This is a genomic window from Micromonospora sp. NPDC005203 (assembly GCF_042872705.1).
Taxonomy (GTDB): domain Bacteria; phylum Actinomycetota; class Actinomycetes; order Mycobacteriales; family Micromonosporaceae; genus Micromonospora.
Genome location: NZ_JBIAKV010000003.1, coordinates 147338 through 171133, shown reverse-complemented (window position 1 = coordinate 171133; position 23796 = coordinate 147338). Strand labels below are relative to the sequence as shown.

Here is a 23796-nt window from a genome sequence, read left to right as displayed (position 1 = left end):
ACCGAGCTACGTCGGCGGCGCGAGGATCACCTGGCCGAGTTCCTGGGTGCACCGGGTGAGCGCGACGTAGAGGCCGTTCCAGCCGCGCGGTTCGGCGGCGATGCCCTGGGGGTCGACGAGGAGCGTCGCGTCCCACTCCAGACCCTTGGCCTGGGCCGCGGTGAGCACCGGCACGTCGCTCAGCACGGCCAGGAGTTCGTTGATGCGGTCGGCGGATGCGATGACGCCGACCGTGCCGCCACGCCACCGCTGCCGAAGCTCTCGCACCGCCTGGACGGCGGCCTCGGCAAGCTCGGCGGGTGTGGTGGTGAGCTCCCAGGGGGCGATGCCGGAGGAGCGTACCGCCCGCGGCGGCGCGTTGTGGCTGCCAGCTTTCGTCAGGACCGGCCCGGTGAGATCCATGACCTCCCGCGGGGTCCGGTAGCAGATGGTCAGCGTCGCGGCGGTCCACCGGTCTCCGAAAACAGCCTGTACCGCTTCCGCCCAGCTGCGGTGCCGGTGCGCCGCCTCCGCCTGGTCGATGTCACCGACCGCCGTGATGGAGCGACTGGGACAGCGGCGCACGACCATCTGCCACTGCATCTCGGACAGCTCCTGGGCCTCGTCGATGACGACATGGCCGTACACCCAGCCGCGCTGTCGGCGGGCGCGGTCGGCGACGAACTCGCCCTGTGGTTGCGGGGCTGCGCCCTCGCCCAGCAGGTCGGCGAGGGCGTCGAGCAGGGCGATGTCGCTCGGTGCCCACGGGGTCGGCTCGGCCGAGACGGCGGTGATCTCCGCCGGGGACAGCTGCGGGGCGAACCGGGCCAGCAGGGTGCGGTCGGTCAGGAGGGCGCCCAGCAGGGTTTCGGCGTCGAGGGTGGGCCACCAGGCCTCGACGAATCGGGCGATGCTGGCGCTGCCGGCGATCCGCGAACGAAGATCCTCGACCTCCTCGTCGGAGAGCAGGCCGTCGACGTCACTGCCGGTGGACGCGCGGCCGGAATGGTGCTCGCGCGCCATGCCCCGGTCGACCCGGGCGAGGATGTCCTCGAAGCCCTCCTCCATCTCGTTCATCAGCGTCTCGCGCTGCTCGACGACGGCGTCGGCGAGGAGGTGGTGCAGCTGCTCGGCGAAGACCGCGCGGGCGCGATGGTACGACCGGCCCTGCACCGCCGAGGCGAGCGACTGCGCCACCGTCTCGGCGGGAATGGCGTAGAACTCGCCCTGCCAGCGCAGCTTCAGCTCACGGGGCCGGGGGAGCAGCGACGTGACGTAGCTTTCCAACGTGGACTGCCAGAGGGCGCGGCCCTTGATCTCGGCGAGCTGCCGGCTCTCGTCACGGCCCACCCGGATCCCCGGCAACAGGGTGTCGCAGGTCGCCGAGACGACGGCGGTCTCACCGAGCGCGGGCAGCACCTGGGCGATGTACTCGAGGAATCGTGGCGAGGGGCCGAGGACCAGGACCGCCTGGTCGGCAATTGCCCGGCGGGCGAACAGCAGGTAGGCGACGCGGTGCAGGGCGACCACGGTCTTGCCGGTGCCAGGCCCACCCTGAACGATCAGCGGACCGGTCGCCTCGGCCCGGATGATGTCGTCCTGTTCGCGTTGCAACGTGGCGATCGCCGTCGACATGCGGCCGGTGCGTCGCTGGTCGAGGGCGGCCAGGAGAGCGCCCTCACCGACGAGTTCCGCCGACAGGGCCCCGTCCAGTGGCTCGTCGTCGACGCCGACGACCGTCGACCCGCTCGTGCGGATGTGCCGGCGCCGGGCCTGGCCCTGCGGGTCGACAGCCGTCGCGGTGTAAAAGGGCCGCGCCGCGGCCGCACGCCAGTCCACCAGCAGGGGCTCATCGTCCTCGCCGTCGTCGCGGAGACCGATGCGGCCGACGTGTCGCACGGTGCCGTCGAGGCCGTCGAGGCGGCCGAAGACCAGCCCTTCCCGTGCTTGCCGCAGCTCTTCGTACCGCTGAGCGAGCATGCGCTGCCGGGCCTGTTCCACCGCGTCCAAAGCTTCGGCCGAAAGCTCCACCCGGAGGTGGTCGGCCAACCCGTCGCGCCGGGCCGTGGCCAGGTCGAGAAATGTCTGTTCCTCAGCGACCGCTGATCGCCGGGCGACGTCGTCCGTGGCAGTTGGTGATTCGCCTTCGGGTGTGCCTTCGCCTTTGCCAGCAGTGCCGTGGTGCAGAGCGGAATCCTGGCGCATTCGCAATCCCTGTGCTTGTGGTCCCCCGGGCCGCGGATGAGCCGCGGCCTATTCCCGAGCGAGCATAGAACTCATCTTCCTCATCGGCCAGGAATTCTGTCGCCAGAGACGCGAATCTCAATGCCTTGCGAATGCGGTCCCGGTGGCATCCTCCAATCCATATTCGCTTGTTGACAGTTCGGTCCTTATCTGATCTGAACGCGGACATTCCTATGGCGCCGTTGGTCACGCGGTGACCGGGGCGCTTGCCGGTTGATTGATGTGACTACCATCGCCTCGTGATCGAGGAGCTGATCGAGGAGTTGGCCGCCGAAGACGACGAGGCCATCGAGGAACTGTCCGCGATCGCGGACACGGACCCGGGGAGGCTGACTCCGCACCTCGCAGACCTGCTTGACCGTGACGTGCTGTGGCCGCCGACGTTGTACCGGGCGGCGGAGGTCGACGTGGTCCGCCGGGTCATCGAGCGGATCGACGGCGGCACGACGCTGTACGACCTCGATCGGCTTTTCGCCATCCTGGCGCACACCGCTCACCCGCTGGCCGTGAGCGCTCTGCGCCGCTGGACGACCCAACCACCGGCTGGCGCCGAGGAGTTGCACGTCAGTGCAGTGAAGTACGCCGAAAAGGCCGGCTGGACGGTCGGCCCGGACGGCAGCCGCCGGGATCTGTGCGGCGGCATCGCGTACCAGTGGGTCATGCGGGAGACGCCGCGGCGCGTGGACAGCCCCACCTGTCCGTGGTGCGCGTCGCCGTTGTGGGCCGCCGCGGACCTCGACAGCGCGGAACCTGCCGTCGGCGCCGCGCTGGCTCACACGGGTTGGTCCGGCCGGCTGGTCATCGAGACCTGCCATTTCTGCTCCTGCTACACGACGCTGTACAGCCAGGTCACCGCGGCCGGCACCACCACGTGGTGGCCTGGCAACACCCGCCCGAGCTACCTCGGTTCCACCGAAGCGGAGGACCCGCCGACGCTGGCGCCGATCCTGGGGCCGGCCCGGACGAACCCCTACCAGGCCAGCGCGTGGCGTCGCGGCGGTTCGACGCTGGGCGGGATGCCCGACTGGATCCAGGACGCCGAGCCCGCCGACTGCCCCGGTTGCCACCAACCGATGGACTACGTGGGTCTGGTTGGCGGCGCGGACCTCGACGACTATGGCGAGGGTGCCTACTACCTGCACCTGCACCAACCGTGCGGCTTCGCCGCCGTGAGCTACCAGCAGAGCTGACGCCGTTGGCGGCGGACCGGTGGGCTGCATCGCGTCAGGTGGTCGGGATGACGGCCTGCGGACTCCTTGTCGGGTCGGTGGCCGTCGGACGGGAGGGGACCATGCTGGACAGGCCTACGGCCAGTCGGGTCAGGGCGAGTGTGATCGCCAGGGCGACCACGGCGATGATGGCGTGGCCGATGTCGGGTGCCCACAGCTGGAGTTTGCCGAGGTCGGCGCCCTGCCAGAAGGACGGCAGCGTCCTGGCGACGCCGGCTGCCACAGCGGCGGAACCGCCCGTCCAAACGGTGGTGGCGATCAGGGAACGGGCGCGTGAGCGGGGCGGGAGGATGCCGTGCCGGAGCCTGCGGATGAGGCGGGTCCAGGACCAGACCAGGACGGCGATCAACACCACGGCGACGCCGAGCAGGCCGGTCAGCGCCCAGAGGTGAACCGGGTCGGCGGCGGCGGCCGTGGGCGTGGCGCCGTGCAGGATCCTTGCGAGATTGAACGCTCCGGCGCTGAGCGGAGCATCCATCGGCAGACCGTAGATGTTGGTCATGATGATGACGGCCAGGTTCGACTCGGGTACGAGCACGAGGTGGGCGAAATAGTCCGGGGTCGCGCCGGCGTGCCAGACGACGCGGGTGCCGACGCCGTCGAGGGTGCTGTTCCTCCAGCCGAACCCGTAACTGCCGTGACCTGTGGACACGGTGCCGGTGTGCATCTGTTTCGTGCTGTCGGCGCCGAGGATCCGAGTGTTGCCGTAGCGGCCACCGTTGAGCTGCGCGATCGCGTAGTGGGTCAGGTCGTCGAGGCTGGCGGCGAGGAAGCCGTACGGCACTCCGGCGGTGTCGAACGGCGCGGCGAAGCGCTGCGGCTGGCCGAGGTAGTAGCGGTGCCCGGCCGGGATTCCGACCGCGCGGGCCTCGTCGACGGTGGCCGCGGCGTGCGTCATCTGGAGCGGGTCGAGCACGTGGCGGCGTAGGTAGGCGCCGAAGGTGTCGCCGGTGACGTCCTCGACGAGCGCGCCGAGGATCATGTAGTTGGCGTCGCTGTACTCGTGGCGCTGTCCGACGGCGGCGGTCGGTCGCAGGGTGGCCAGGTCCCGCACGGACCGGGTCAGGCCGCCAGGTCGGTTGTCGTAGCGGTCGGTCAGGCCGGTGCTCCAGACTTCCGGTAGGCCGCTGGTGTGGGTCAGCAGCTGGCGGACGGTGACCGTCCGCGCGGTGTGCGCGTCACCCAGTGCCAGCCATGGCAGGTACGTGGCCGCCGGGGCATCGAGGTCGACGCGGCCGGCCTCGACCAGTTGCGCCACCGCGAGTGCGGTGAACGACTTGCTCGTCGAACCGAGCAGGAACGGTGTCTGTGCGGTCATCGGGCGGCCGTCGCCGTCGACGCCCCAGGCGCCGCTGCGCAGGACCGTGTCGCCGCGCACCACCGCGTACGCCAGCCCGGGTGCCCTGGTCTGCTCCTGGTAGGCGCGCAGGTAGTCCTCGCCGGCGGCCAACTCGTCGCCGGGTGCGACGTGGTTGAGCACCGGGTCGGCGGCGACCGGCGCGGCCGTCGTGGCCAGCAGTGTCAGGCAGCCCGCCACCGCGGCCAGCCGCCCGGCTTGCCGTCGTAATCGGATCCATCCGCTCATGCCGCACGCCCTTCCGCGTCAGCCGATCTGGCTCAGGAGCTTCTCCAGCGCGGCCAGCCGATGCCTGACCTCGCCGAGCTCTGCCCGCACCCGCGTGAGTTCGTCCGCCATGGCCTGGCCTCCGTCGGCGCTCCGTTCGGCCAGCAGCCGGTAACCCTCCTCCCGCGTCGCGGCGTAACGGGCGCGATAGAGGCCGAGCCCGACGAGACCGGCGACGACGATCACCGTCGCCACGATCACCGCCGAGGCGATGGTGGAGGTCTGCGCCACGTCCGACGCCATCTGCTGGGTCATTGCTCACTTCTCCTGTTCTCTGGCCGGCTCCGCGCCGGTCAGGGTCTGCGCGGCCAGCGCGACCGCCGCCAGGTCCAGGGACACCGTGAACGGCGTGGCCTGGAAATACTTCACCGAGCTGCCGTCCGGTGCGGTGACCAGTTCACCGGTCACCAGATCGGCTGCCTCTAATTTCTGCAGGTGCATGTAGAGCAGCGGTCGGTTCATCTGCAGCCGCCGTGCGAGCTCGCTGACGTAGGCGCGGCCCTGGCTGAGCGCGGCAAGGATCCGCAGTCGGTGCGGGCTGGCCAGCGCGGCCAGCAGCGACACCAGCTCGTCACCGGTCCGCAGGGTGCCGCTCATCCGGGGATCCTTCCTCGGCACTGGTGTCAGATTTCTGTGACACCGGGGGTGTAAAGGAATCCTGACACCATGATTGGGTGGTGTCAACGCCGTGCCGGGCGCCGCGAGCACTCGCCGGCCTGGATCCGGCCTCGTCGGAGCGTGACGGAGCTGTGTGGGCCGGGGACGCCCGGTAGGTTGCCCACATGTCACCGATCCCGACGCCGCTGCTGCCCGAAACCCGACGTGCGCTGGTCCACCGGCTGGCCACCGGTCAGGTGACGGGTCGGGCGCCTTCAGTCGTCGCTGCCGTGGTGCGTGATGGCCGTCCGGCGTGGGTGGACGGTTGCCGAGCGGGAGCCGCGGATCCCTGCGCCGTGGCGACCGCTGCCCTCAGTTGATCCACAGCTACTGGACCTCGCCGGCCCGTGGTACTGGGGACCGGCCCCTTATCTGCTGCGCCCGCAGGCTGACGACTTCGTGGAGTTGGTCCCGCTGGCCGGCGGGCGTGGCACCCGGTTGCGCCCCACCGGCGACGGTGGCTGGGAGGGGCTCAACGGCTACTTCGCCGGCGAACGGCTGCGAGTGCACCGCGACGCGGCTGGCGTCGTCACGCACCTCGATCTCGGCACCTTCGTCCTCACCCGGCAGCCCTACGACCCTGCGGCGCCGGTGCCCGGCGGTGTCGACCCGGCCGGTTGGCGGGCCGGCTGACCTCGCGAGCGCACCGACCTCGTGGGCGAAGCGGCTCCGACGAGGTTGGCGAGAACGGCCGGCTCAGGATGTGCCCCGGGGGCCAAGCCACAGCCGCAGCGGGCGTCCGTCCTCGGTGTGCACCAGAGCGGTCTCCTGCGCGTAGGCCAGCGCCTCGCCCAGTTCCACCTCGCTCACCAGCAGCCGTTGCGCCAACTCTGCCGGCGTGGTCTCCAGCGGAGTCCGGGGTGTCCAGCGCAGTACCGCTTCGAGATCCTGGGCGACAGCGTCGTAGCGGCAACGCAAGTCCCGCTGCCGAACCGCCGCAACCTCATCGGGAGGCAACGACAGAACCGTGTCGATCCGGGCGGGTTGGCCAGCCCGGTAGGCGTCGTTTCCCTCGCACACCAGAATGCCGGCAGCGACCAGTAGCGGGAACACGTCGCGCTTGCGACGTACGGGAGGCACGCCCAGTTCGGCCGCGATCTCGTCGAGCCGGCGCTGCTCCGCGGCCTCCCGGGCGCGGTACCCGGGCGCGACGTGGCCGGTGGCTGACGGACGCGGCCACAACGGTTCGTCCAGCCAACCGACCGGATACGACGGAGGCGAGTGGAAGCCGTCCTCGACCTGCTGCGGGGTTACCGGTCGACCGAGCCGCCGCGCCATGTTGGCCGCAATGTACGCCACCTCCGTCACCCAGCGCGGCAGCGCCGAGTGCCAGCCGTTGTCCGGGCCTCCGATCGCCGACCGGCCGCGGGCCAGCCAGACAGGCGGCTCAATGAGTGGATCGGCCCAGAACCGCAGCACCCAGATGTAGCCGGACGTGCTCTCCGTGCCCGCCTGCCGGCGCGCCACCCGCACCCGATACCACTGCGCATCACCGAGGTCGAGGTCGGCGGGACCGACGCCGCCGGTCAGTGTGGTGACCGACAACCCACCAGAGCTCGAACGGTAGGACGCCTCCAGGACATCGTCGAACTCCTCGTGATCAGTGGGCGGCGGACCGTCGTGCAGCTCGAGACGTACCGCATGATCAGTCAGGCCCGGCGCCTGAGCGGTGACCCAGCCGGCGCCGGTCCCGGCGAACGTCCCGGTCGGCCGACCGCCGCGATCACGGTGCCGGGGCACCTCCGGATCCTCGTGACCCCATTCCACGCTCGGATCCACCAGAACAAGGAGTGAATACTCGGGACGGTAGTCCTCGACCTCGACTGCCTGCACCAGTGTCACGATGTCAAAATAGTCGACGGTCGACCCATGGCTCCGCGGGTGCGACCGCGACGTACTGCAACGTCGTGGGTTTGCGCCGTACCGGGGGTGGCGATGCAGGGGCCCCTCCGGCGACGGTTGGCACGCGCTCGCCGCGCCCGGCCCGGTCGACACCGTTGAAGGTGTCGGCGATGGTGGACCAGTGCTCGGGCTGCCCGACGAGCCGCCGGGGTAGTCGGTCGATCTGTCCCGCGGCGAGCAACTCGGAGAAGGCGATGTCGCAGCCGAGGATCTGGCTGCCGGCTCCGGCGACGAGCACCACGTTGTCCGGGGCGGTGAAGCCGAGGCTCGCCCAGATCTCCTACGCGGTCGTCTTGGTGCCCTGGACGAACACGTCGAGCAGGAGAATCGCGCCGATCTTGCACTTCCTGTCGCCGATTTAAGAGGTAATGCACCCTAATGTCGGGGCAGAAAGTGCAAGATCGCGATGCAGGCTCGGTTGGCGACCGAGGAGGTTGATCTCCGCCGGAGGTATGTGCTTGCGGGATCTTGGGTGCGCTCGTCGCCGCCGGTGCAATGATCTTGGGAGGTATGCCGGCCGCGGCGGCGTGGGCAGCGACCGCGGCACCGCCATTGCCGGAGCTGTCCTCGAGCACGCGGTCAGCAGGGTCGACGGGCAGGACGGGACGGTAGCGCTCCTGATCAGGCAACCACTGCAACCACACATCTCGGCCCTCCAGCGCCGTCGCGGTGCCAGTGGGCAACCGTCGACGGGGCGGGCTGAGCGTTGCGATATCCTGCAGGTGCCCACCCCGGCGTCGACCACAGTCGCGTCCGTCGGCTATCGATGGTCCAAGGGGCGCCCCAGATCCAGGGAGATACCGATGCCGGAGCCTGAGCCCGCTTACGACGACCACGAGGCGGATGCCGAAACCACGGCCGAAGCCGAGGCTGACCAGCCTGCCGCTCCCGCGAATCGGGCTGCCCGACGCGCGAAGGGCAAGGTCGCCTCACCCCAACCGCATGGAAAGGGTCAGCACTTCGGCGGCCGGGGCTCGGTCCAGAGCCCGCGCCAGTGGGGTAACCGCCGAAGCGGCTGACCGTCGCCTGTTCGGCCTGCCGGCGCCGGCCGGCTCCGACGCTGCGCGCGAAGCGCTGCCAGCGCGGGGAGCGCGCGCGGTGGCGCGGCCGGAGCACTGGGGGTCTTCCACCTGGAGCACAGCAAGATCAGCCGGAACAGCGCCGGCCAACGCGGCGGCGGGATCTTCAACCAGACTGGCCGGTTCGTGGTCGAGGACAGCCAAATCAGCGAGAACGCCGCCAGCACGATCGAGCACGGCGGCGGCGTCTACGTCGGCAGCGGCATCGTCGTGCTGCGGCACACCCACATCAACCGGAACAAGGCCGTCGGCACGAACTCGCGCGGCGGCGGGATCTACAACGGTGGCACCGTCAACCTCACCGAGTCCACGGTGACGGAGAACGTCTCGGCCCCTGCGCCGGGCGGGATCTTCAACGGGGGCGGTCAGGTCACCGTGGATGACAAGTCGGTCATCAGCGAGAACCGGCCCACCAACTGCACGCCCAGCGCGCCGCCCGTCCCCAGGTGCTTTGGCTGATCATCTGGCCGCTCGGCTCGTCGAGGGCAACAGGCACCGACAGCGGTACGGGGCGTCCGGTCCCGCCCGGGTTCGATCACCTGATCGGGTCCGTGGGCGGGACCGGACGCGGGTGCCGTTCCGGCGACGTGGAGCCGGGGCCGACAGCATGGGACGACGTGAGGTGTCGTCGGCGTCGTCGATCAAACGGACGGTAGCGCCTCGATCGCTGATCGTGTCACCATCTGGTGGCAGGGGTGGACCGCTTGACGGTCGGAGGTTGCATTGGCAGGCATGCGGCGGATCAACCAGTCACAGAACAACGACCGTTCCCTGATCCTCTTCCGGGCCATCGCGGTGGCACACCGCTACACGCAACGCGCCCAGGCGGTCAGTCTGTTGATGTCACTGGTCGTCGCGAGCCTCGGCGTGGTGGCGAAGGTGGCGCTACCCCCGCTGCAGCCCGCTGTCTCGGTCATCGGTGCGCTCTGGGCCGGCGTCTACGCGGTCGTACTGGCTCCCCTGGTCGGTCGTCACCTGCACGTCAGCGCGACGTTGCAGGAAATGCTGGACACCGACCTGTTCGACCTGCCGTGGAACGCGGTCCTGGTCGGTGAGCGGCTGTCCGAGGACGAGTTGAGCCGCCTCAGCCGGCGCTTCCGCGGCGACGAGACACGGTTGCGGGACTACTACCTCGTCGCGACCGTCGCCGCTCCGTACGACGTGCTCTTCTGTCTGGAGCAGAACCTGGCGTGGGGCTCGCGGGTCCGGCGACGCTTCGCCGCCGTGCTGCTCGGCGTCGTCGCGGTCTGGTGTGTGCTGGGCGTGACCGTGGGTCTCACCACCGAGAGTACGGTCGGCAGCCTGGTCGGCGTCTGGTTCGTGCCATCGCTGGGTCTGCTGCTGTCCTGTTCGGACATGGCCCGCGCGCAGATCCTGACCACCCGCGACCGCACCCGGGTCCTCGGCCTGGTGCGCGCGGTCACGGAGGAACCGTCGCCCGTGGTCGCGGACGATCAGGCGTTCGCCGTGTTCGCCCGGCAGGTGCAGGATGTGTTGTTCGTCGCCCGCCGGCAGCAGCCGCGGATGCCGCAGTGGTTCTTCCACCTCTTCCACGACGACGATCTGACCGACTTCCGCTACAAGATGCAGGCGCTCGAGCAGCGGGTGGGCGCCCCTTCCTAGCGTCAGCCCTGGTCCGTGGCAACGGCTCGGCTGCTGCCGGGGTGTGAGCTGGGCAACTGTCGTTCATGGGGGACCGGGCCGTCTCGTCTCTGTTGGCAGGTTCAAGTGGACGGAGACGTCATGAAGATCTTCCTCGCCGGCGCGTCCGGCGCGATCGGCCGCCAACTGGTCACCCAGCTCGTCGCACACGGTCACGAGGTCGTCGGGACGACCCGCTCGGCCGCCAAACTCGCCGCCCTGCGGGCCCTGGGTGCCGAACCGGTCGTCGTCGACGCGCTGGACCCCGGCTCGGTGGCCGATGCGGTGGCGAAGGCCGAGCCGGACGCCAGGTGGCACCCGGGCGTCCCTCGACGACTGTCAGTACGGGTATCCGGGGATGTTGAGCCGCACACTGTAGAGGCCGGAGTCGTTGCGCTGGCCGGAGGTGATGTAGAGGGTCTGCCGGTCGGGACCGCCGAAGGCGACGTTCGTGGTGCCGGAGTTGGCGGCCCGGATCGTGCCGAGCTGGGTGCCGGTGGGGGAGTAGACGTGGACCTGGCCGTCGAAACCCGACGTCCAGTACACGTTGCCGGCACAGTCGATCGTCCCGCCGTCCGGACCGCCGACGTAGTTCACGAAGACGCTGCGGGCGCCGGTGCTGCCATCGGCCGCGACCGCGTACTTGTAGATCTTGTTCTCGGAGTACGCGCCCACGTAGAGCGCCGTCCCGTCGGGTGAGAGCGAGATGCCGTTGGGCTGGCGTAGCCGGTCGTCGACGAGTGACACCTGACCGCCGGAGACGCGGAAGACGCTGGTGCGACCGTTCATCTGGTCGGCGCGGTTGCCGCGCTGGAAGTTGGGGTCGGTGAAGTAGGCGACGCCGTCCGACCGGACCGCGACGTCGTTGGGTGAGTTGAACGCCCGGCCCTGGTAGTTCGCCGCGACGGTGCTGCGGGAGGAGTCGCTCAGCCGGTACGCGGACACGTTCCGCTGGTCGTGGGTGGCCGCGATGAGCTGCTGGGAGTCGGCGCTGAGTGCCAGGCCGTTGCTGCCGGCGTTGGCGATGAACGTGTCGAAGGTCGCCGGCGGGGTGAACCGGCGGATCGTGGACGGCTGCACATTGTATTGACCCGTGCCGGCGGCCATGTCGGACATCAGCAGGTAGCCGCCGTCGGCGACCCAGACCGGCCCTTCGAGGAACGAGAACCCACCCTGGATCTTCGTGGCCGACAGGGAGCTCGCCGGCAGCGGTGATCCGTATCCGACCCCCGTCGGGCAGACCCCGGACGGTGCGCCGGGCGGGCCGGCGGGCGTGGCGTGAGCGCCGACCGCAGCGGCGTCCACGGCTGTCGAAGGTGTGGCGGCGGCACCGGTGGCGAACGGCGCGGAGCCGACCGCGAGGCACAGTCCGGCGAGTGCGGCAATGGTGGGACGCCAGGTCATCGAATGCTCCAATCGGCGTCGGCCGTTTCTGAGGACCGGCGGTAGGCGGTACGCGAGGACGCGGGGACCAGCACGTAGGGTGCGGGCGGTCGATGTGTCACCCGGCAGCCTAGGTGACGATCGAGTGTGTCGCATCTGTTTCACGGCGGTTAATTCGCCCGACATGACAGAGATGCTGGTCAATGCATAAACGGTGGGTGCAATATTCGCCCGGTCGTCGCGCACTGGTCCCGGACTCTGGATCGTTTCAACGACCCGGGTCCATGGGTACGCTCCCACCCGCTGAACCCTCGATCAACGGAGACCTATCGTGATCATGGCTTTGCTGCTCGACCTCGCCAACATCGTCGGCGGCTTCCTGCTCGCCGTCGCCGTGCTGCGGCTGCTGCCGCGGGTCGGCGACGACCTGGGCCGCCTCGCCGGTCGGGCCGCCCCGGTCGCCTGGGTGGTCGGCGTCGTGGCGCTCGTGACCGGCGGCTACTACCTCATCGTCCACCTGGTGTCCGGACCCCGGGTGTTCCACTTCGAGGTGGTGGGGATCGGCGTCGGGCTCGCCCTGCTCTGGGAGCGGCTGACCGGACGGCCGGCGCCACGTGGCGAGCAGCCGGCCGGCGCGACCGGGGTCCGCCTCCTGCTCGCGATCTTCGGTCTCATCGCGATCGTCGTCGGCATCCAGGGGCTCTTCACCCCGGACGGCTGACCGGGCCGCCCCCGAGGCTGCCGTGCGGTGGATCGGCCGGTCCGTCGCTCGTACCCTGTCCCGGTCAGGAGCGGGACACGAGGCCGGATTCCCAGGCCCAGGCGGCGATGCGGACGCGCGTGACGCCGCCGAGCTTCAGGGAGATGTGGGCGACATGGGTCTTGACGGTGCCCGGCGAGACGTGGAGTTCCGCGCCGATCTCGTCGTTGCTCAGCCCGCGAGCCACGAGCGTGGCGACGTCCCGTTCGCGGGCCGTCAGGGGCGGGTCCGCCTGGCGGACTTCGCGATCGGGTCTGAGCCGTTCCAGCAAGCGGACGGTGACTTCGGGGCTGATCAGGGCATTGCCCGCCAGTGCGGCTCGGACGGCCTCGACGAGCAGCCCGGGTGCCGAGACCTTCAGCAGGAAACCAGACGCCCCGTTGCGCAACGCCCGGCCGATGTACTCGTCCTCGTCGAAGGTGGTCACGACGATCACCTTCGTCCCCAGCGCGGGGGTGGTCGTGACGCGGCTGACGAGTTCGAGGCCGTCCATGCCGGGCATCCTGATGTCCGCCAGCAGCACCGCGGGGCGCAGGCGGCGGACCAGATCCCAGGCCAGGTTGCCGTTGCCGGCCTCGCCGACGACGGTCAGGTCGGGCTGCGCCGACAGCACCATGCGAAATCCGTGCCGGACCATGTCGTGGTCGTCGGCGATCACCACTGTGGTCATGACGTCGCCTTCCCGATGCCCAGCCGCAGGCGCGTCAGCGTGGGCATCGACTCAGTGTAGGGGGAGCGTGACGTGTACCTGCCACGATCCCTGCTCGCGCCCGGCACGCATGGTGCCGTCGAGCGCCTCCACCCGGGCCCGGAGGGAGGCCAGGCCGGTGCCCTGACCCTCGGCCCGTGGTGGCGGCGCTCCGGCCGTCAGTTCGTTCGCGACCACGAGGTCCAGGTGGCCGTTCCGTTGGGTCACCGACACCCGCACCGCGACGGCGGTGCGGGCATGCCGGGCGACGTTCGTGAGGGCCTCGACAATCACCCGGTACGCCGTGGCCTGGACCGCGGCGGAGAGGTCGCCGTGTCCCGCCACCGCCATGGTCAGCTCGACCGGGATCGGGTGGGCGTCGACGAGGTCGGGTACGTCGGCGAGGCCGTACTGGTGGGCCGTGTGTCCGTCGTCCCGCATCAGCCGGATGCTGCGGTCGAGACGCCGCAGCGCCCGGGCGGCGGCCTGCTCGACCTGCGCGACGAGTGCTCCCGGGTCGCTCGCGCCGACCACCCGAGCCGACTGGGCCAGGACCGCGATGCCGGCGATGTCGTGCGCGACGTAGTCGTGCAGATCCGCGGCGAGCTGGCGGCGTTGCTCGGACCGCGCCTGCTCGACGACGGTCGCCCGCAGCTCGTCGAGGCCGCGGAGGTAGCGACCGAGCAGCGCTCCGGCCAGCACCGTGGAGGCACCCAGGGCACCCAGGAACAACTGCTCGCCGACGGCGGCGTCGGGTAGGAGTCGGAATCCGACCGCCGAACCGGGCAGCAGCAGGAGCACCCCGGTCAGCCGGCCGGCCCGGCCGGCGCCGCGGCTCAGCGCGACCGCGAGGGTGCTCAGCGCGCCGACGTCGATCGTGGTCCACAACAGGAGCTTGCTGGAGTCGTTGCCGTCGTCGACGAAGTCGTAGCCAAGCCACCGCCACGCCCAGAGGCTCCCGCCCAGCGAGACGACGGCCGCCAGAGCGGCGAGCGGCACCCGGGGCAGTCGGGGCGACCAGATCGCCAGTGTCGCGGCGACGACCGACACCCAGGCGGTCAGCCGCAGCGGGGTCGGCTGGCCGTACCAGGGCGCCAGGACGGTGACGATCCCGGCGGCCAGTGCGGCGAGCCGCTTCACGCCGGTCAGCATCTCACGACGAGACCAGATCAACTGTCACGCCCGATTCCACGACGATCGTGCCGGCCTGCGCCCCGTTGACCCGGTGGTCGAAGAAGCTGGCCAGCGTGCGGCGGACAGTGCGGTACGCCAACGCGTGCACCTCCCCGATGTCCTGCCGCACGACTGGTTCGACGCGGGGGTAGCGCTCCGCGATCTGTGCCAACAGCACCCCGTCGTCGGTGAGCGACCGCGGAGACGCGCCGGGGATGGTGACCCTCGCCCGCCAGCCGGAGCGCGGGAGGTCGCGGCGCACGCCGATGGGCGAACCTCCGATGACGAGCAGGGGCACCGTGCCGGTGTCGGTGACCTCGGCGGTGCCGGTCAGGTCCGCGACGGCGGAGACTCCGGGCAGCCCGGCGAGGTGCGCTCGTTGTCTGGCGTCCGAGCCGGTCCACCCGAAGAGGCCAACTCGCCGCAGGTCCAGCACGCGGCTCACCGGCCGGTCCAGGCCGGAGAGTCTCCTCGTGACGTACTCGAGGTCGGCGATCCTGGTGGTGTCGGCGTCGAGACGCCCGACGGTGGCGACGGCGTCGCTGGGTTCGATCACCCGCCGGGTGGGATAGAGATCGACCACCGGCGCGTCGAACGGGTGGTCGACGGTGACGACCACGTATCCGCGGCTCGCCAGTTCCTCGGCGATGCCGGTGTACGCCGACCGCATCACCCCCGGTGGTGGCGAGCCGACCAGGACGGGGAACGAGCCGGTGGCCGGCGGCGCCCACTCGTGGGAATGGGTGCGGAACATCCAGTTGACCTCGTCCGGTAGCAGTCCCAGGCGTCGCTCTTCGCCGGGCGCCCATGCCAGGCGGCCGAATTCGGTCAGGGCGGGCGCCACCGCGTAGTGCGCCAACGGCCGGGACCCGGAGTCGGCCGGATAGTGCACGTCGATCATCAGCGTCCGGTCACGGTCCGGGCGCCAGGGGTCGCGGCGGTCCTGGTCCACGAGCCGCATCCGTCGTACGCCCACGTCGTGCGACCCGGTCGGCGCTGGCAGGGCAGGGCTGAAGGTGGCTCGCCAGCCGTCGGTGTCGCCGTGGCGGGGTAGCACCATCATGGCGGTCCCGGCGAGGAGGAACCCCACGAGCGCGGATGTCAGCTGTCGCCTTCGCATGGGTCGATCCTGCACAGGCGACACGTGCCCGCGCGTCTCCCGACGGATAGAGGCCGAGCGGTTCGACGCGGCCGGTCCACCCCGTACGGCAGATGTCGAGCCCATCCCCGCTGGCCGACACTGACCGTCATGACAGCATCGGTGGCACGCAACGGCGGACGGCGGTCCTGGCGGCGGTCAGCAGCGGCCGCGGCGAGCGGATGGGCCTGGTTCCTCGTCGTGCTCGGCATCTTCTGGTCCTCCGGGGGTGCCGGCTACCCGTTCGGTCACAACGACCGCACCGGGCCGGACTACTCGTCGCTGCTGGCCGGCCTGGAGCGTGCCGTGGGTGGGCCGCTCATCACCGTGTTCGGTGTGGTGGCGCTTGTCGTGGCCGGGCGGCTCGACGGACGTGACCGCCAGCCGAATCGACGTCGAGCCGGGATCGTCAGCGGTGTCGGCGTCGCGGCGGTGATCGTGTGCGTCGTGCTGGACGGTCGGATGATCGTGATGTTGCCGCCGTTGGGCATCCTTCCGATCGGTTGGCTGCGGGCGGACTGGCCGACGCTGTTCCAGGTCGTCGCGGCGGCCGGCGCGGCCCTGTTCGTCCTGGCGAGCGTCGCCTATGCCGACGGCACGAGCGACCACGATGCGCGTGCGCTGCGGCGTCGCCGCGCCGCCTGGATCCGGGCGGGCCGGATCGCCACCTTCGTGGCGATCGCGTGCCCACTGCCGTACGCGGTGATCCGGGTGGCCTGGTCTCGGGGCTGGGCTCTCGGGGCACCGGAACCCTTCGTCAGGTCCCTGCTGCGCAACCAGCCGGAGAACGTGTACATCGAGCCGACCCTCGCGTCGTTCGCCACGGCGGGTGCTGTGCTGACCGCTGGACTGCTCTGTCGCTGGGGCAGGGTGTTTCCACGCTGGATCCCGGTGCTGCGCGGCCGCGTCGTACCGATGTGGTTTCCGCTGCTGCTCGGCGGGTCGGCCGTCGTCGGCATCTTCGGGTTCGGTCGCGGACTGCTGCTGGACCAGTTGGGCGTGGACCTGCCCGGTCAGCTCGACACGTTTCAGGCGTGGGGAGAACCGGTCCACGACTGGGCGTACTGGGGGGCCGGCGGCCTGGGCTGGTGCCTGTTTCCACTGTGGTCGATCTCGTTGGCGGTCGCACTGACCGGCTACTACCACCGCTACGCCCCGTCCGCGGGAGAGGTGCCTGGCAACGAAGCCGATTCCGCGAGGACGTCCGGCGACGGAGACGCGGTATCCGTCAGACGCCAGCGAGGGTGAGCAGTCGCTCCATCTCGGCAACGGGCAGCGTCGGTGCCGCGGCGGCCGTCCGGGCCACAAACTCGCTGTCATCCGCGAGGAGGGCGCGGCGCGTGTGGGCCGGTAGTCGCGGATGCCCGGCGACGGCCTGGCGGACCGTGCTGTCCGGGTCGACGGCCAGGCGTTCGATCACCTCGGCGGGCAGGTCCGGATCTCGGGGGGCCAGGCGGCGCATGCGGGGATCCGGGTCGGTGGCGAGCCGGCGCAGGGTCGATGCCGGGAGCGGGAGGACGTCGGCGGGACGCCAGTCGGTCTTCTTGTCCGACCGGAACCCGCGATCGATGCGCTCGGCGGTGGCCGGGTCGACCAGGTGTGGGGCGTGCCTGGCCATTGTCGTACGGACGCCACTGTCGTCGTCGTCGAGCAGGCGGAGGACCGCGTCGACCGGTAGCGCCGGGCTGTGTGCCGCGGAACGCCGGAAGCAGATGTACGGCGAGGACACGTGGGGCAGCGGGTCCGCGGTGACCCAGTCCAGCCGCAGGTGTCGCAGCTCGGAGACGGCCAGGTGGTCTTCGACCTGCTGGATCAGCGCGTCGTCGTCGAGGTCGTCGTCGAGGACGTCGATGAGCGGGCGCTCGTCCTGCTGGACGGCCGCGTAGATGCGGCGGCGCGTCGGCTCGGGCGTGTCCGGCCGCCGGAAGACACCCACGCGCACGTTCGCGCTGGGATCCTCGGCGAGCACGTCCCGCACCGACGGGGGGAGCTGCGGGTGCTCGGCCACCTGCCGGCGGACCTGGTGGTCCGGGTCATCGGCGAGCCGGGCGGCCAGGTCCGGGGTCAGGATCGCGTGGCGTACGGCACCGGTGCGGGTGACCGGATTGTCGAGCAGGCCCGCCACGAGGTCGGGCGGCGGCACCGGATGTGGTAGCCGCGCGTAGTAGGTCGAGCAGGCCGCCGCGCGAACGCTGTCGACGGGGTCGGTGAGCAGGACCCGCCGGACCGCCTCGGGTGCCCGCGTCCACCACCGTGCGAGCGTGGCCCGGACCGTCGGCTCGGGATCGGTGGCGAGGCGGGCGAGCAGATCGGCCGGCACGTCGTCGCGTTGCGCGAGGTATTCCCGTGCCCGCGGCTCCGGATCGTCGATCAGCCGTTCGTGCAGCTCGCGGGGCGCGTCCCGGGCACCCACGACCAGGGCAGCTCGGACCGCCGAGTCGGGGTACGCCGCCAGCCGCATCCGGACGGCGTGCGGCAGGTGGCGGTTGAGTGCGGTTGAGTGCAGCAGCCGGTGATCGCCCGACGCGAGGATCTCCTCGATCACGTCCGGGGGCAGGTCGGCGTGCCTGGCCACGCGATCGGAGCCGCGGCGGTGGCGCACCAGCCGGCGGACCAGCTCGACCGGTAGCGCCGGGTTCTCGGCGAGACCGTCGAGCACCTCCGGCAGGTGGACCGGAGTCGGCCCGTCATCAGCCATCCGCTGCCCTCCCCGGATCCGTCGTGCCGGCACGAGTCTCGCATGACCCGCCGAGCCCCGGCCGCCCTCGTCGCACCGGCCGCTGTCGCGGGGCTCAGCCGGCGTCGCCCGTCGTGGCCTCTCCGGCGGCTGGTCGCTGGGAGGGCCGGCGGAACGGGTCCTCCCGGGCCGGCACCGCCTGCTGGCCCCGATCGGTCGATCGCGCCGCGGGCTGCGACGGCATCCGTGGCGACTCGCCGGTCTCGGTGACCAGCCGCTCGGTCTCCTGCACCAGATAGTGCGGCCGGCGCTTCGTCTCGTAGTAGATCCGGCCGATGTATTCCCCGATCACCCCCAGGATGGTCATCTGGATGCCACCGAGACCGATCACGCTGACGATGATCGTGGTGTACCCGGGAACGTCGATGCCCTTCTCGATGGCGTCCGCGACCACCCAGGCCATATAGACAAGTGCGATGAGGGTGAGGAACATGCCGCCGTAGATCGCCAGGCGCAGTGGCCGGTTGTTGAACGACAGCAGGCCGTCGAACGCGTAGTTGAACAGCTTGCCGAACGTCCACCTGCTCCGCCCCGTCTGCCGGGTCTCGTTGCGGTGGGCCACCACGACCGTGCGGAAGCCGATCCAGGAGAACAGTCCCTTGGAGAACCTGTTGTATTCCGGCATCGCCAGGATCGCGTCCACGGCGAGCCGGGACAGCAGCCGGAAGTCGCCCGCCCCGTCCTGCAGGCGCACGTCGATCCACCAGTTGATCACACGGTAGAAGGACCGCGAGGCGACCATGCGGACGAACCGGTCACCCCGCCGGTCCCGGCGGGCGATCACCTGGTCGAAGCCCTGCCGGTAGAGAGCCACCATCTCGGGCAGCAACCGTGGCGGGTGTTGCAGGTCGGCGTCCATGATGACGACCGCGTCGCCGGTGGCCCGTTGCAGGCCGGCGAGCATCGCCGCCTCCTTGCCGAAGTTGCGGCTCAGCGACGTGTAGCAGACCGCCGGGTCGGCGGCGGCGAGCCGGCGCAGCGCCTCGAGGGTGCCGTCCTCGCTGCCGTCGTCGACGTACACCACCTCGACATCCAGGTCCGACAGCTCGGCGAGCGTGGCCGTGACGGTCTCGTGCAACCGCTCCACCGACGATTCCTCGTTGAAGCAGGGCACCACGATGGACAACCGCACCCTGCTCACCCCGCCCGGCCGGTGATCGGGCGTCCGCCGTCGGGGCTCGCGGCGCCTTCCCGATCAGAGGCGGTAGAGCAGTGTGCCATCGAGATCCTCCCGAGTGATGCCCAGCCCGTCGACGGGCCGGGCCGCGATGCCGTCCCACGGCGTGCCCGCCGTGCGGTCCGGCACGGCCACCACCGACCGCACGCCGATCCCGCGCAGGTACGCCACACTGCCGGCGTCGGGGAACGATGCCACCGCGATCCGGGTCTGCGCCTGGCTGACCGGCTCGAACCCGGCCAGCCCGTTGGTCACCCGGGGGAACCCGTCGGTCGTCCACAACATGTACGTCAGGTCGCCCACGCCGCCCGCGGGCAGCACCAGGATCGGGTCCTGCGCGGCCCGCATAGCGGCCGGTGGCGCGGTCACCGTCGGGTGGGGTGTCCGGTTGACGCCCTCCAGGGTGACCAGGGCCAGCGGCACCAGCAGGACCACCGGCATGAGCACCCGCGTCCAGCGGTGGGCCGAGGGCTGGTCCGACGATGTCGAGGTCTGGCCCGATGATTCGGCGAGCGCCGTCACCGCTCCGGCGGCGAGCAGCGCCAGCAACAGGCTGGTCCAGTGCATCATCCGGCCCGGGGTGCGCAGGGCGTCCCAGCCCGGCAGCAAGGTGGACAGGGTCAGGTAACCCGGGTCTCCGTCACCGCCGAGGGTCGAGCCCAGGCCCAACAGCACCGTGCCGAGCACGCCGAGGCCCAGCGCGACCCGGTGCCGAGCCGGGAACGTCGAGATGAACAGCCCCGCCGCGGCCAGCGCGATGAGCGTGATCCCCGGCAGCAGCGCCATCTCCGGCGGCCAGGACAGCTGTTCGCGTGCGGCGGCGTGCCGCTCACCCCACAACCAGGAGTCGCCCGGTGCGGTCACGAACCCGATGAGCGGAGGAGAGAACATCTTCGTCCACTCCAACCCCCGCTCGGCCTGCGGGTTGAGGTCGACGACGCGCAGGTAGACCAGACCGAGCAGCACCGTCACCGCGCCGAACACGGCGCCCCCGCCCAGATCCGCGAACAGCAACCGCCGACCGAACGGCGGGCGCTCCCGTTTGCGCCACCAGGACCAGCCGTAACAGCCGGCTGCCACCAGGACCGCGGCCAGCAGGAAGTAGACAAGGGGTAGCCCGATGCCGAAACCGAGCGTGACCTGCCAGGCGGCGACGAGCCACCCGGCCAACGCCCAGCCGGGCCGCCGTCGCTCCGGCCGGTAACCGTGGCGCAGCGACCAGCCGTGCCCACGGGCCAGCATCGCCAGGCACAGCGCGATGCCTCCGCTGGACAGGATGTTGAGGTGACCGGCGTGCGCCAACCGCCAGGGCGCGAACGCCCACGCGATCCCGGCGACAGCGCCGCCCCACCGGTTCGCGCCGAGCTGCCGTGCCAGCACGTACGCCCCGAAGGCCGCGAGCGCGTGCAGCAGCACGTAGAGCACGTTGTACCGGATCACGGCCGCCTCGAAGCCGGAGCCGAGCATCCCGATCGGGGCGTACCCGAGCAGGGTGTCGCTGTAGGCGTACGTGTATTTCTCCGGGAAGAACGTGTTCGAGTCCCAGAGGTTGGCCGGACTGTTCAGGAGAGCGTGGCCCGACCAGGCGACCTGCCACGCCTGCAATGTCGGGTCGCCGAGGTCGTTGGGGATCGTGCTCGCCGGGTGTCGCATCGTCGGCCAGGTCAGCACCACCGACAGCAGCAGACTGCCCAGTGCTGCCAGGGTCCATTCGTGACGCGCCCAGCGCCACCGGCCCCGCCCGTCCGATGTCCGGTCGTCGTCGGCGATCTGGTCCGGGCTCGCGTCTTCGGCGGTTCGCTGAGCGGCGGTGGAGCGGGTATTCACGGAATAGATCCTCTCCGATGACCTGGGCATTGTCCAACATGTGTCCGAAGCATGGTTCCACGGGGTGGCGTGGCCTGCCCATCGTTACCAACGCGATCGTGGCGGCGCACGACCCCATCGGCACCGGCCGGGCGGTCGCCGGCCGGTGCGGTCCGCGCGGTGGTCGGCTCATTCCGCCCGGCATCCGGGCGAGGGCTGGCGGGCTACTCACAGATGGCCTAATCTACTAGGTACCTAGTAGATTGAGGTGGCGACGTGATCGAGTTTCACCTGGACCTGCGATCCGGGGTCGCGCCGTACATGCAGCTCATCCAGCAGGTACGGCATGCGCTCCGGCTCGGTGTCCTCAACGAGGGCGACAAGCTGCCCACCATCAAGGAGGTGGTGGCCCGGGTCGCGATCAACCCAAACACGGTGTCCAAGGCGTACCGCGAGCTGGAGTACGAGGGCCTGGTCATGGCCCGGCCAGGGCTGGGCACGTTCGTCACCCGCACGCTGGGCAGCGACTCGCTGAGCAAGCACGAACCGCTGCGGCAGGACCTGACGCGCTGGCTGACCGAGGCTCGGGAGGCGGGCCTGGACGACGAGAGCATCGAGGCGCTCTTCCTGACCAGTTTTCGGGCGTTTTCGGAGGCCCGAGCATGACTAGCGCGTTGAGCGCGGACGCTCTGACCAAGCGGTACGGACGGCGGACCGCTCTCAGGGACTGCACCCTGGACATCCCGGCTGGCCACGTCGTGGGCCTGGTCGGGCCGAACGGCGCCGGTAAGTCCACGCTGTTGCAGTTGGCCTGCGGGCTGCTCGATCCGACCGCGGGGCGGATCGAGGCGCTCGGAGCGCGGCCGGTCAGCGGGTCGCCGCGGGTCGGGTTCGTCGCGCAGGACACCCCGATCTATCCCAGCCTGACCGTCGCGGACCACCTGCTGATGGGCGCGCACCTCAACCCCTCGTGGGACGGTGTGCTCGCCAAGCAACGAATCACCCAGGTCGGCCTGGACCCGGCACAGAAGGCCGGCAAACTCTCCGGCGGCCAGCGCGCCCAACTGGCCCTGACCGTCGCCGCAGCGAAGCGGCCCAGTCTCCTGTTGCTCGACGAGCCGGTGGCGGCACTCGACCCGCTCGCCCGGCGCCACTTCCTGCAGGGGCTGATGGAGCTGACCGCCGAGCAGAGCATGAGCATCGTCATGTCCTCGCACCTGGTCGCCGACCTGGAGCGGGTCTGCGACTACCTGATCGTGCTGGTCGAATCTCGGGTACGGGTGGCCGGCGACGTGGACGACCTGCTCGCCACCCACCACCGCCTGGTCGGCCAGCGGCGCGACACCACCGACCTGGGCGCCGGGCGAGCCCTGGTGGAACAGAGCCACACCGACGTGCAGTCGACGCTGGTGGTACGCAGCACCGCGCCGATCGACGACCCGTCCTGGCAGGTCGACCGACTCGACCTGGAGGACGTCGTGCTGGCGTACATGAGCGGAGCCGCCGGCAACGGGCCGGACCGGATGCTGGAGGGACAGCGATGATCTGGATGACCTGGCGACAGTTCCGGACTCCGGCTCTGGCCATCGGCGCCCTGTTGGTGGTGGTCCTGGGCGGCTTGGCGCTGACCTGGTCGGAGGTGACGGAACTAGCCTCGCAGACCGGATACACCGGTTGTCAGGGCGATGCCTGCCGCGCCGCGGGCGAAGCCTTCCTCCAGGCACTGCAACCGGGGTGGGCGAACGAGTTCCACATCGCCGCCATCGCAGTCCTGTATCTGCTGCCGGCCCTCGTGGGCATCTTCTGGGGAGCGCCGCTGGTGGCCCGGGAGTTGGAGTCCGGCACGTACCGAATGGTCTTCAGTCAGTCCGTCAGCCGTGGCCGCTGGCTGCTGGTCAAGCTGGCGGTGGGCGGCGGGGCCGCCGCGCTCGGCGCCGGCCTGCTCAGCCTGATGTTGAGCAGATGGGCGCAGCCGATCGACGGAGCCACGGCGGACCGGATGAACCCATTGGTGTTCGCGGCCCGAGGAGTCGTGCCGGTCGGCTACGCGGCGCTGGCGTTCCTGGTGGGTGTCACGACCGGGCTGCTGCTGCGGCGGACCCTCGCCGCGATGGCGTTGACCCTGCTGGTCATCGTCAGCCTCCAGATCGCCGCGCCGTTCGTGGTGCGCCCCTGGCTGGCCCAGCCGAGCACCGTGGTCACCCCGCTGCGGGTGGACGGGGAGTACGGATTGTCGCTGAGCCCCGACAGCGGGGAGATGAGGGTCCATCTCGAGCCCGACCGCAGAGGCGACTGGGTCCTGTCGAGCACCACGATCACCGCGACCGGAGCGGAGTTCCGGGGTCCGGCGGACATGACCCAGTGCGGCCCGTTGGCCCCCCGGGACCGCGAGACGTGCCCGGGGTGGCTGGAGAAGCAGAACCTCAGACAGGAGGTGGTCTTCGTGCCGGGCTCGGCGTTCTGGATCCTGCAATGGCGCGAGTTCGGCGTGCTGTTCGCGCTGACCGCCGCACTGTCCCTGTTCTCCCTCTGGTGGATCCGGCGTCGGCTCGTCTGACGGGCTTCGGCGGTGGACGGGT

Annotated in this window: 22 protein-coding genes and 1 pseudogene; 10 read left to right on the top strand and 13 right to left on the bottom strand. The window is 70.7% G+C overall.

The genetic code is table 11. The features are described from left to right. Positions 1-6: 6 nt before the first annotated feature. Complete coding sequence (locus tag ACFYPM_RS10725; protein ID WP_387193878.1) at positions 7-2010, bottom strand: HelD family protein; 2004 nt, start codon at positions 2008-2010, stop codon at positions 7-9. A gap of 452 nt (positions 2011-2462) precedes the next feature. Here ACFYPM_RS10725 and ACFYPM_RS10720 point away from each other — a divergent pair, with 452 nt between their 5' ends. Further along, complete coding sequence (locus ACFYPM_RS10720) at positions 2463-3413, top strand: hypothetical protein (RefSeq protein ID WP_387193875.1); 951 nt, start codon at positions 2463-2465, stop codon at positions 3411-3413. Between the two features lie 34 nt (positions 3414-3447). Here ACFYPM_RS10720 and ACFYPM_RS10715 read toward each other — a convergent pair whose 3' ends face one another. From ACFYPM_RS10715 to ACFYPM_RS10705, 3 genes are read right to left on the bottom strand one after another with little or no spacing between them, the layout of a single operon-like run. Beyond that, the gene (locus ACFYPM_RS10715; protein WP_387193871.1) at positions 3448-5037 is read right to left on the bottom strand and encodes a serine hydrolase domain-containing protein; all 1590 of its coding nucleotides are present in this window, start codon (positions 5035-5037) and stop codon (positions 3448-3450) included. Positions 5038-5055: 18 nt separating this feature from the next. Continuing rightward, positions 5056-5331 (bottom strand): hypothetical protein, encoded by a 276-nt coding sequence (locus ACFYPM_RS10710; RefSeq protein WP_387193868.1) that lies wholly within the window; start codon positions 5329-5331, stop codon positions 5056-5058. Between the two features lie 3 nt (positions 5332-5334). Beyond that, positions 5335-5673 carry an ArsR/SmtB family transcription factor gene (locus tag ACFYPM_RS10705; RefSeq protein WP_387193865.1) on the bottom strand — a complete coding sequence of 113 codons (339 nt, stop codon included), beginning with the start codon at positions 5671-5673 and terminating at the stop codon, positions 5335-5337. A gap of 300 nt (positions 5674-5973) precedes the next feature. Here ACFYPM_RS10705 and ACFYPM_RS10700 point away from each other — a divergent pair, with 300 nt between their 5' ends. Continuing rightward, positions 5974-6366, top strand: coding sequence for a hypothetical protein (locus ACFYPM_RS10700; RefSeq protein ID WP_387193863.1), 393 nt, complete (start codon positions 5974-5976; stop codon positions 6364-6366). A gap of 63 nt (positions 6367-6429) precedes the next feature. Here ACFYPM_RS10700 and ACFYPM_RS10695 read toward each other — a convergent pair whose 3' ends face one another. Together ACFYPM_RS10695 and ACFYPM_RS10690 are read right to left on the bottom strand one after the other, a co-directional pair. Next, positions 6430-7575 carry a hypothetical protein gene (locus tag ACFYPM_RS10695; protein ID WP_387193860.1) on the bottom strand — a complete coding sequence of 382 codons (1146 nt, stop codon included), beginning with the start codon at positions 7573-7575 and terminating at the stop codon, positions 6430-6432. Positions 7576-7579: 4 nt separating this feature from the next. Next, entirely contained in the window at positions 7580-7873 is a 294-nt protein-coding gene (locus ACFYPM_RS10690) for a hypothetical protein (protein WP_387193857.1), read from the bottom strand. A gap of 967 nt (positions 7874-8840) precedes the next feature. On the opposite strand from ACFYPM_RS10690, the gene ACFYPM_RS10685 reads away from it, so the two are divergent. The 3 genes and pseudogenes from ACFYPM_RS10685 to ACFYPM_RS10675 all read left to right on the top strand — a co-directional run. Beyond that, positions 8841-9173 carry a hypothetical protein gene (locus tag ACFYPM_RS10685; RefSeq protein ID WP_387193855.1) on the top strand — a complete coding sequence of 111 codons (333 nt, stop codon included), beginning with the start codon at positions 8841-8843 and terminating at the stop codon, positions 9171-9173. Between the two features lie 273 nt (positions 9174-9446). Then, positions 9447-10337, top strand: a complete 891-nt coding sequence (locus tag ACFYPM_RS10680) for an S-4TM family putative pore-forming effector (protein ID WP_387193852.1) — start codon at positions 9447-9449, stop codon at positions 10335-10337. A gap of 120 nt (positions 10338-10457) precedes the next feature. Then, positions 10458-10661 (top strand): annotated as a pseudogene (locus ACFYPM_RS10675) (NAD(P)H-binding protein); the annotation flags it as partial. Positions 10662-10694: 33 nt separating this feature from the next. Here the strand turns inward: ACFYPM_RS10675 and ACFYPM_RS10670 are convergent. Continuing rightward, a complete protein-coding gene (locus ACFYPM_RS10670) occupies positions 10695-11759 on the bottom strand; it encodes an SMP-30/gluconolactonase/LRE family protein (RefSeq protein ID WP_387193849.1) in 1065 nt (354 codons plus the stop codon). A gap of 316 nt (positions 11760-12075) precedes the next feature. Between ACFYPM_RS10670 and ACFYPM_RS10665 the strand changes: the two genes are divergently transcribed. Beyond that, positions 12076-12459, top strand: a complete 384-nt coding sequence (locus ACFYPM_RS10665; RefSeq protein ID WP_387194439.1) for a hypothetical protein — start codon at positions 12076-12078, stop codon at positions 12457-12459. 64 nt (positions 12460-12523) lie between these two features. Here the strand turns inward: ACFYPM_RS10665 and ACFYPM_RS10660 are convergent, their stop codons facing one another. The 3 genes from ACFYPM_RS10660 to ACFYPM_RS10650 are packed head-to-tail and all read right to left on the bottom strand — an operon-like array spanning position 12524 to position 15479. Continuing rightward, positions 12524-13168 carry a response regulator gene (locus tag ACFYPM_RS10660; protein ID WP_387193846.1) on the bottom strand — a complete coding sequence of 215 codons (645 nt, stop codon included), beginning with the start codon at positions 13166-13168 and terminating at the stop codon, positions 12524-12526. Between the two features lie 51 nt (positions 13169-13219). Then, entirely contained in the window at positions 13220-14338 is a 1119-nt protein-coding gene (locus ACFYPM_RS10655) for a sensor histidine kinase (RefSeq protein WP_387193843.1), read from the bottom strand. Position 14339: 1 nt separating this feature from the next. Continuing rightward, a complete protein-coding gene (locus tag ACFYPM_RS10650) occupies positions 14340-15479 on the bottom strand; it encodes a hypothetical protein (protein ID WP_387193840.1) in 1140 nt (379 codons plus the stop codon). A 129-nt stretch (positions 15480-15608) separates the two neighbouring features. Between ACFYPM_RS10650 and ACFYPM_RS10645 the strand changes: the two genes are divergently transcribed. Then, a complete protein-coding gene (locus ACFYPM_RS10645) occupies positions 15609-16745 on the top strand; it encodes a hypothetical protein (RefSeq protein ID WP_387193837.1) in 1137 nt (378 codons plus the stop codon). Here ACFYPM_RS10645 and ACFYPM_RS10640 read toward each other — a convergent pair. From ACFYPM_RS10640 to ACFYPM_RS10630, 3 genes are all read right to left on the bottom strand, one after another. Then, the gene (locus ACFYPM_RS10640) at positions 16726-18195 is read right to left on the bottom strand and encodes a hypothetical protein (RefSeq protein ID WP_387193834.1); all 1470 of its coding nucleotides are present in this window, start codon (positions 18193-18195) and stop codon (positions 16726-16728) included. The two genes, ACFYPM_RS10645 and ACFYPM_RS10640, sit on opposite strands and share 20 nt — an antisense overlap. A gap of 94 nt (positions 18196-18289) precedes the next feature. Then, positions 18290-19366: a glycosyltransferase family 2 protein gene (locus ACFYPM_RS10635; RefSeq protein WP_387193831.1), complete on the bottom strand. Its 1077-nt coding sequence runs from the start codon at positions 19364-19366 to the stop codon at positions 18290-18292. Positions 19367-19429: 63 nt separating this feature from the next. Then, on the bottom strand, positions 19430-21181 hold the full coding sequence (locus ACFYPM_RS10630; RefSeq protein WP_387194437.1) for a hypothetical protein: 1752 nt from the start codon (positions 21179-21181) through the stop codon (positions 19430-19432). A gap of 312 nt (positions 21182-21493) precedes the next feature. On the opposite strand from ACFYPM_RS10630, the gene ACFYPM_RS10625 reads away from it, so the two are divergent. Genes ACFYPM_RS10625 through ACFYPM_RS10615 form a run of 3 tightly spaced genes read left to right on the top strand, consistent with a single transcriptional unit; the run spans position 21494 to position 23774 of the window. After that, positions 21494-21883 carry a GntR family transcriptional regulator gene (locus ACFYPM_RS10625; protein ID WP_387193828.1) on the top strand — a complete coding sequence of 130 codons (390 nt, stop codon included), beginning with the start codon at positions 21494-21496 and terminating at the stop codon, positions 21881-21883. Then, positions 21880-22761, top strand: coding sequence for an ABC transporter ATP-binding protein (locus ACFYPM_RS10620; RefSeq protein WP_387193825.1), 882 nt, complete (start codon positions 21880-21882; stop codon positions 22759-22761). The genes ACFYPM_RS10625 and ACFYPM_RS10620 overlap by 4 nt, the downstream gene beginning before the upstream one ends. After that, positions 22758-23774 carry an ABC transporter permease subunit gene (locus tag ACFYPM_RS10615; RefSeq protein ID WP_387193822.1) on the top strand — a complete coding sequence of 339 codons (1017 nt, stop codon included), beginning with the start codon at positions 22758-22760 and terminating at the stop codon, positions 23772-23774. Before ACFYPM_RS10620 ends, ACFYPM_RS10615 begins: the two co-directional genes overlap by 4 nt. The last annotated feature ends 22 nt before the right edge of the window (positions 23775-23796 follow it).

What these genes read in the sequence shown, in the direction of transcription:
- ACFYPM_RS10710 (WP_387193868.1), bottom strand. Translation starts at nt 5,331, where the DNA reads ATGACCCAGCAGATGGCGTCGGACGTGGCGCAGACCTCCACCATCGCC.
- ACFYPM_RS10665 (WP_387194439.1), top strand. Translation starts at nt 12,076, where the DNA reads ATGGCTTTGCTGCTCGACCTCGCCAACATCGTCGGCGGCTTCCTGCTC.
- ACFYPM_RS10620 (WP_387193825.1), top strand. Translation starts at nt 21,880, where the DNA reads ATGACTAGCGCGTTGAGCGCGGACGCTCTGACCAAGCGGTACGGACGG.
- ACFYPM_RS10715 (WP_387193871.1), bottom strand. Translation starts at nt 5,037, where the DNA reads ATGAGCGGATGGATCCGATTACGACGGCAAGCCGGGCGGCTGGCCGCG.
- ACFYPM_RS10670 (WP_387193849.1), bottom strand. Translation starts at nt 11,759, where the DNA reads ATGACCTGGCGTCCCACCATTGCCGCACTCGCCGGACTGTGCCTCGCG.
- ACFYPM_RS10640 (WP_387193834.1), bottom strand. Translation starts at nt 18,195, where the DNA reads ATGGCTGATGACGGGCCGACTCCGGTCCACCTGCCGGAGGTGCTCGAC.
- ACFYPM_RS10645 (WP_387193837.1), top strand. Translation starts at nt 15,609, where the DNA reads ATGACAGCATCGGTGGCACGCAACGGCGGACGGCGGTCCTGGCGGCGG.
- ACFYPM_RS10660 (WP_387193846.1), bottom strand. Translation starts at nt 13,168, where the DNA reads ATGACCACAGTGGTGATCGCCGACGACCACGACATGGTCCGGCACGGA.
- ACFYPM_RS10680 (WP_387193852.1), top strand. Translation starts at nt 9,447, where the DNA reads ATGCGGCGGATCAACCAGTCACAGAACAACGACCGTTCCCTGATCCTC.
- ACFYPM_RS10615 (WP_387193822.1), top strand. Translation starts at nt 22,758, where the DNA reads ATGATCTGGATGACCTGGCGACAGTTCCGGACTCCGGCTCTGGCCATC.
- ACFYPM_RS10650 (WP_387193840.1), bottom strand. Translation starts at nt 15,479, where the DNA reads ATGCGAAGGCGACAGCTGACATCCGCGCTCGTGGGGTTCCTCCTCGCC.
- ACFYPM_RS10705 (WP_387193865.1), bottom strand. Translation starts at nt 5,673, where the DNA reads ATGAGCGGCACCCTGCGGACCGGTGACGAGCTGGTGTCGCTGCTGGCC.
- ACFYPM_RS10700 (WP_387193863.1), top strand. Translation starts at nt 5,974, where the DNA reads ATGGCCGTCCGGCGTGGGTGGACGGTTGCCGAGCGGGAGCCGCGGATC.
- ACFYPM_RS10655 (WP_387193843.1), bottom strand. Translation starts at nt 14,338, where the DNA reads ATGCTGACCGGCGTGAAGCGGCTCGCCGCACTGGCCGCCGGGATCGTC.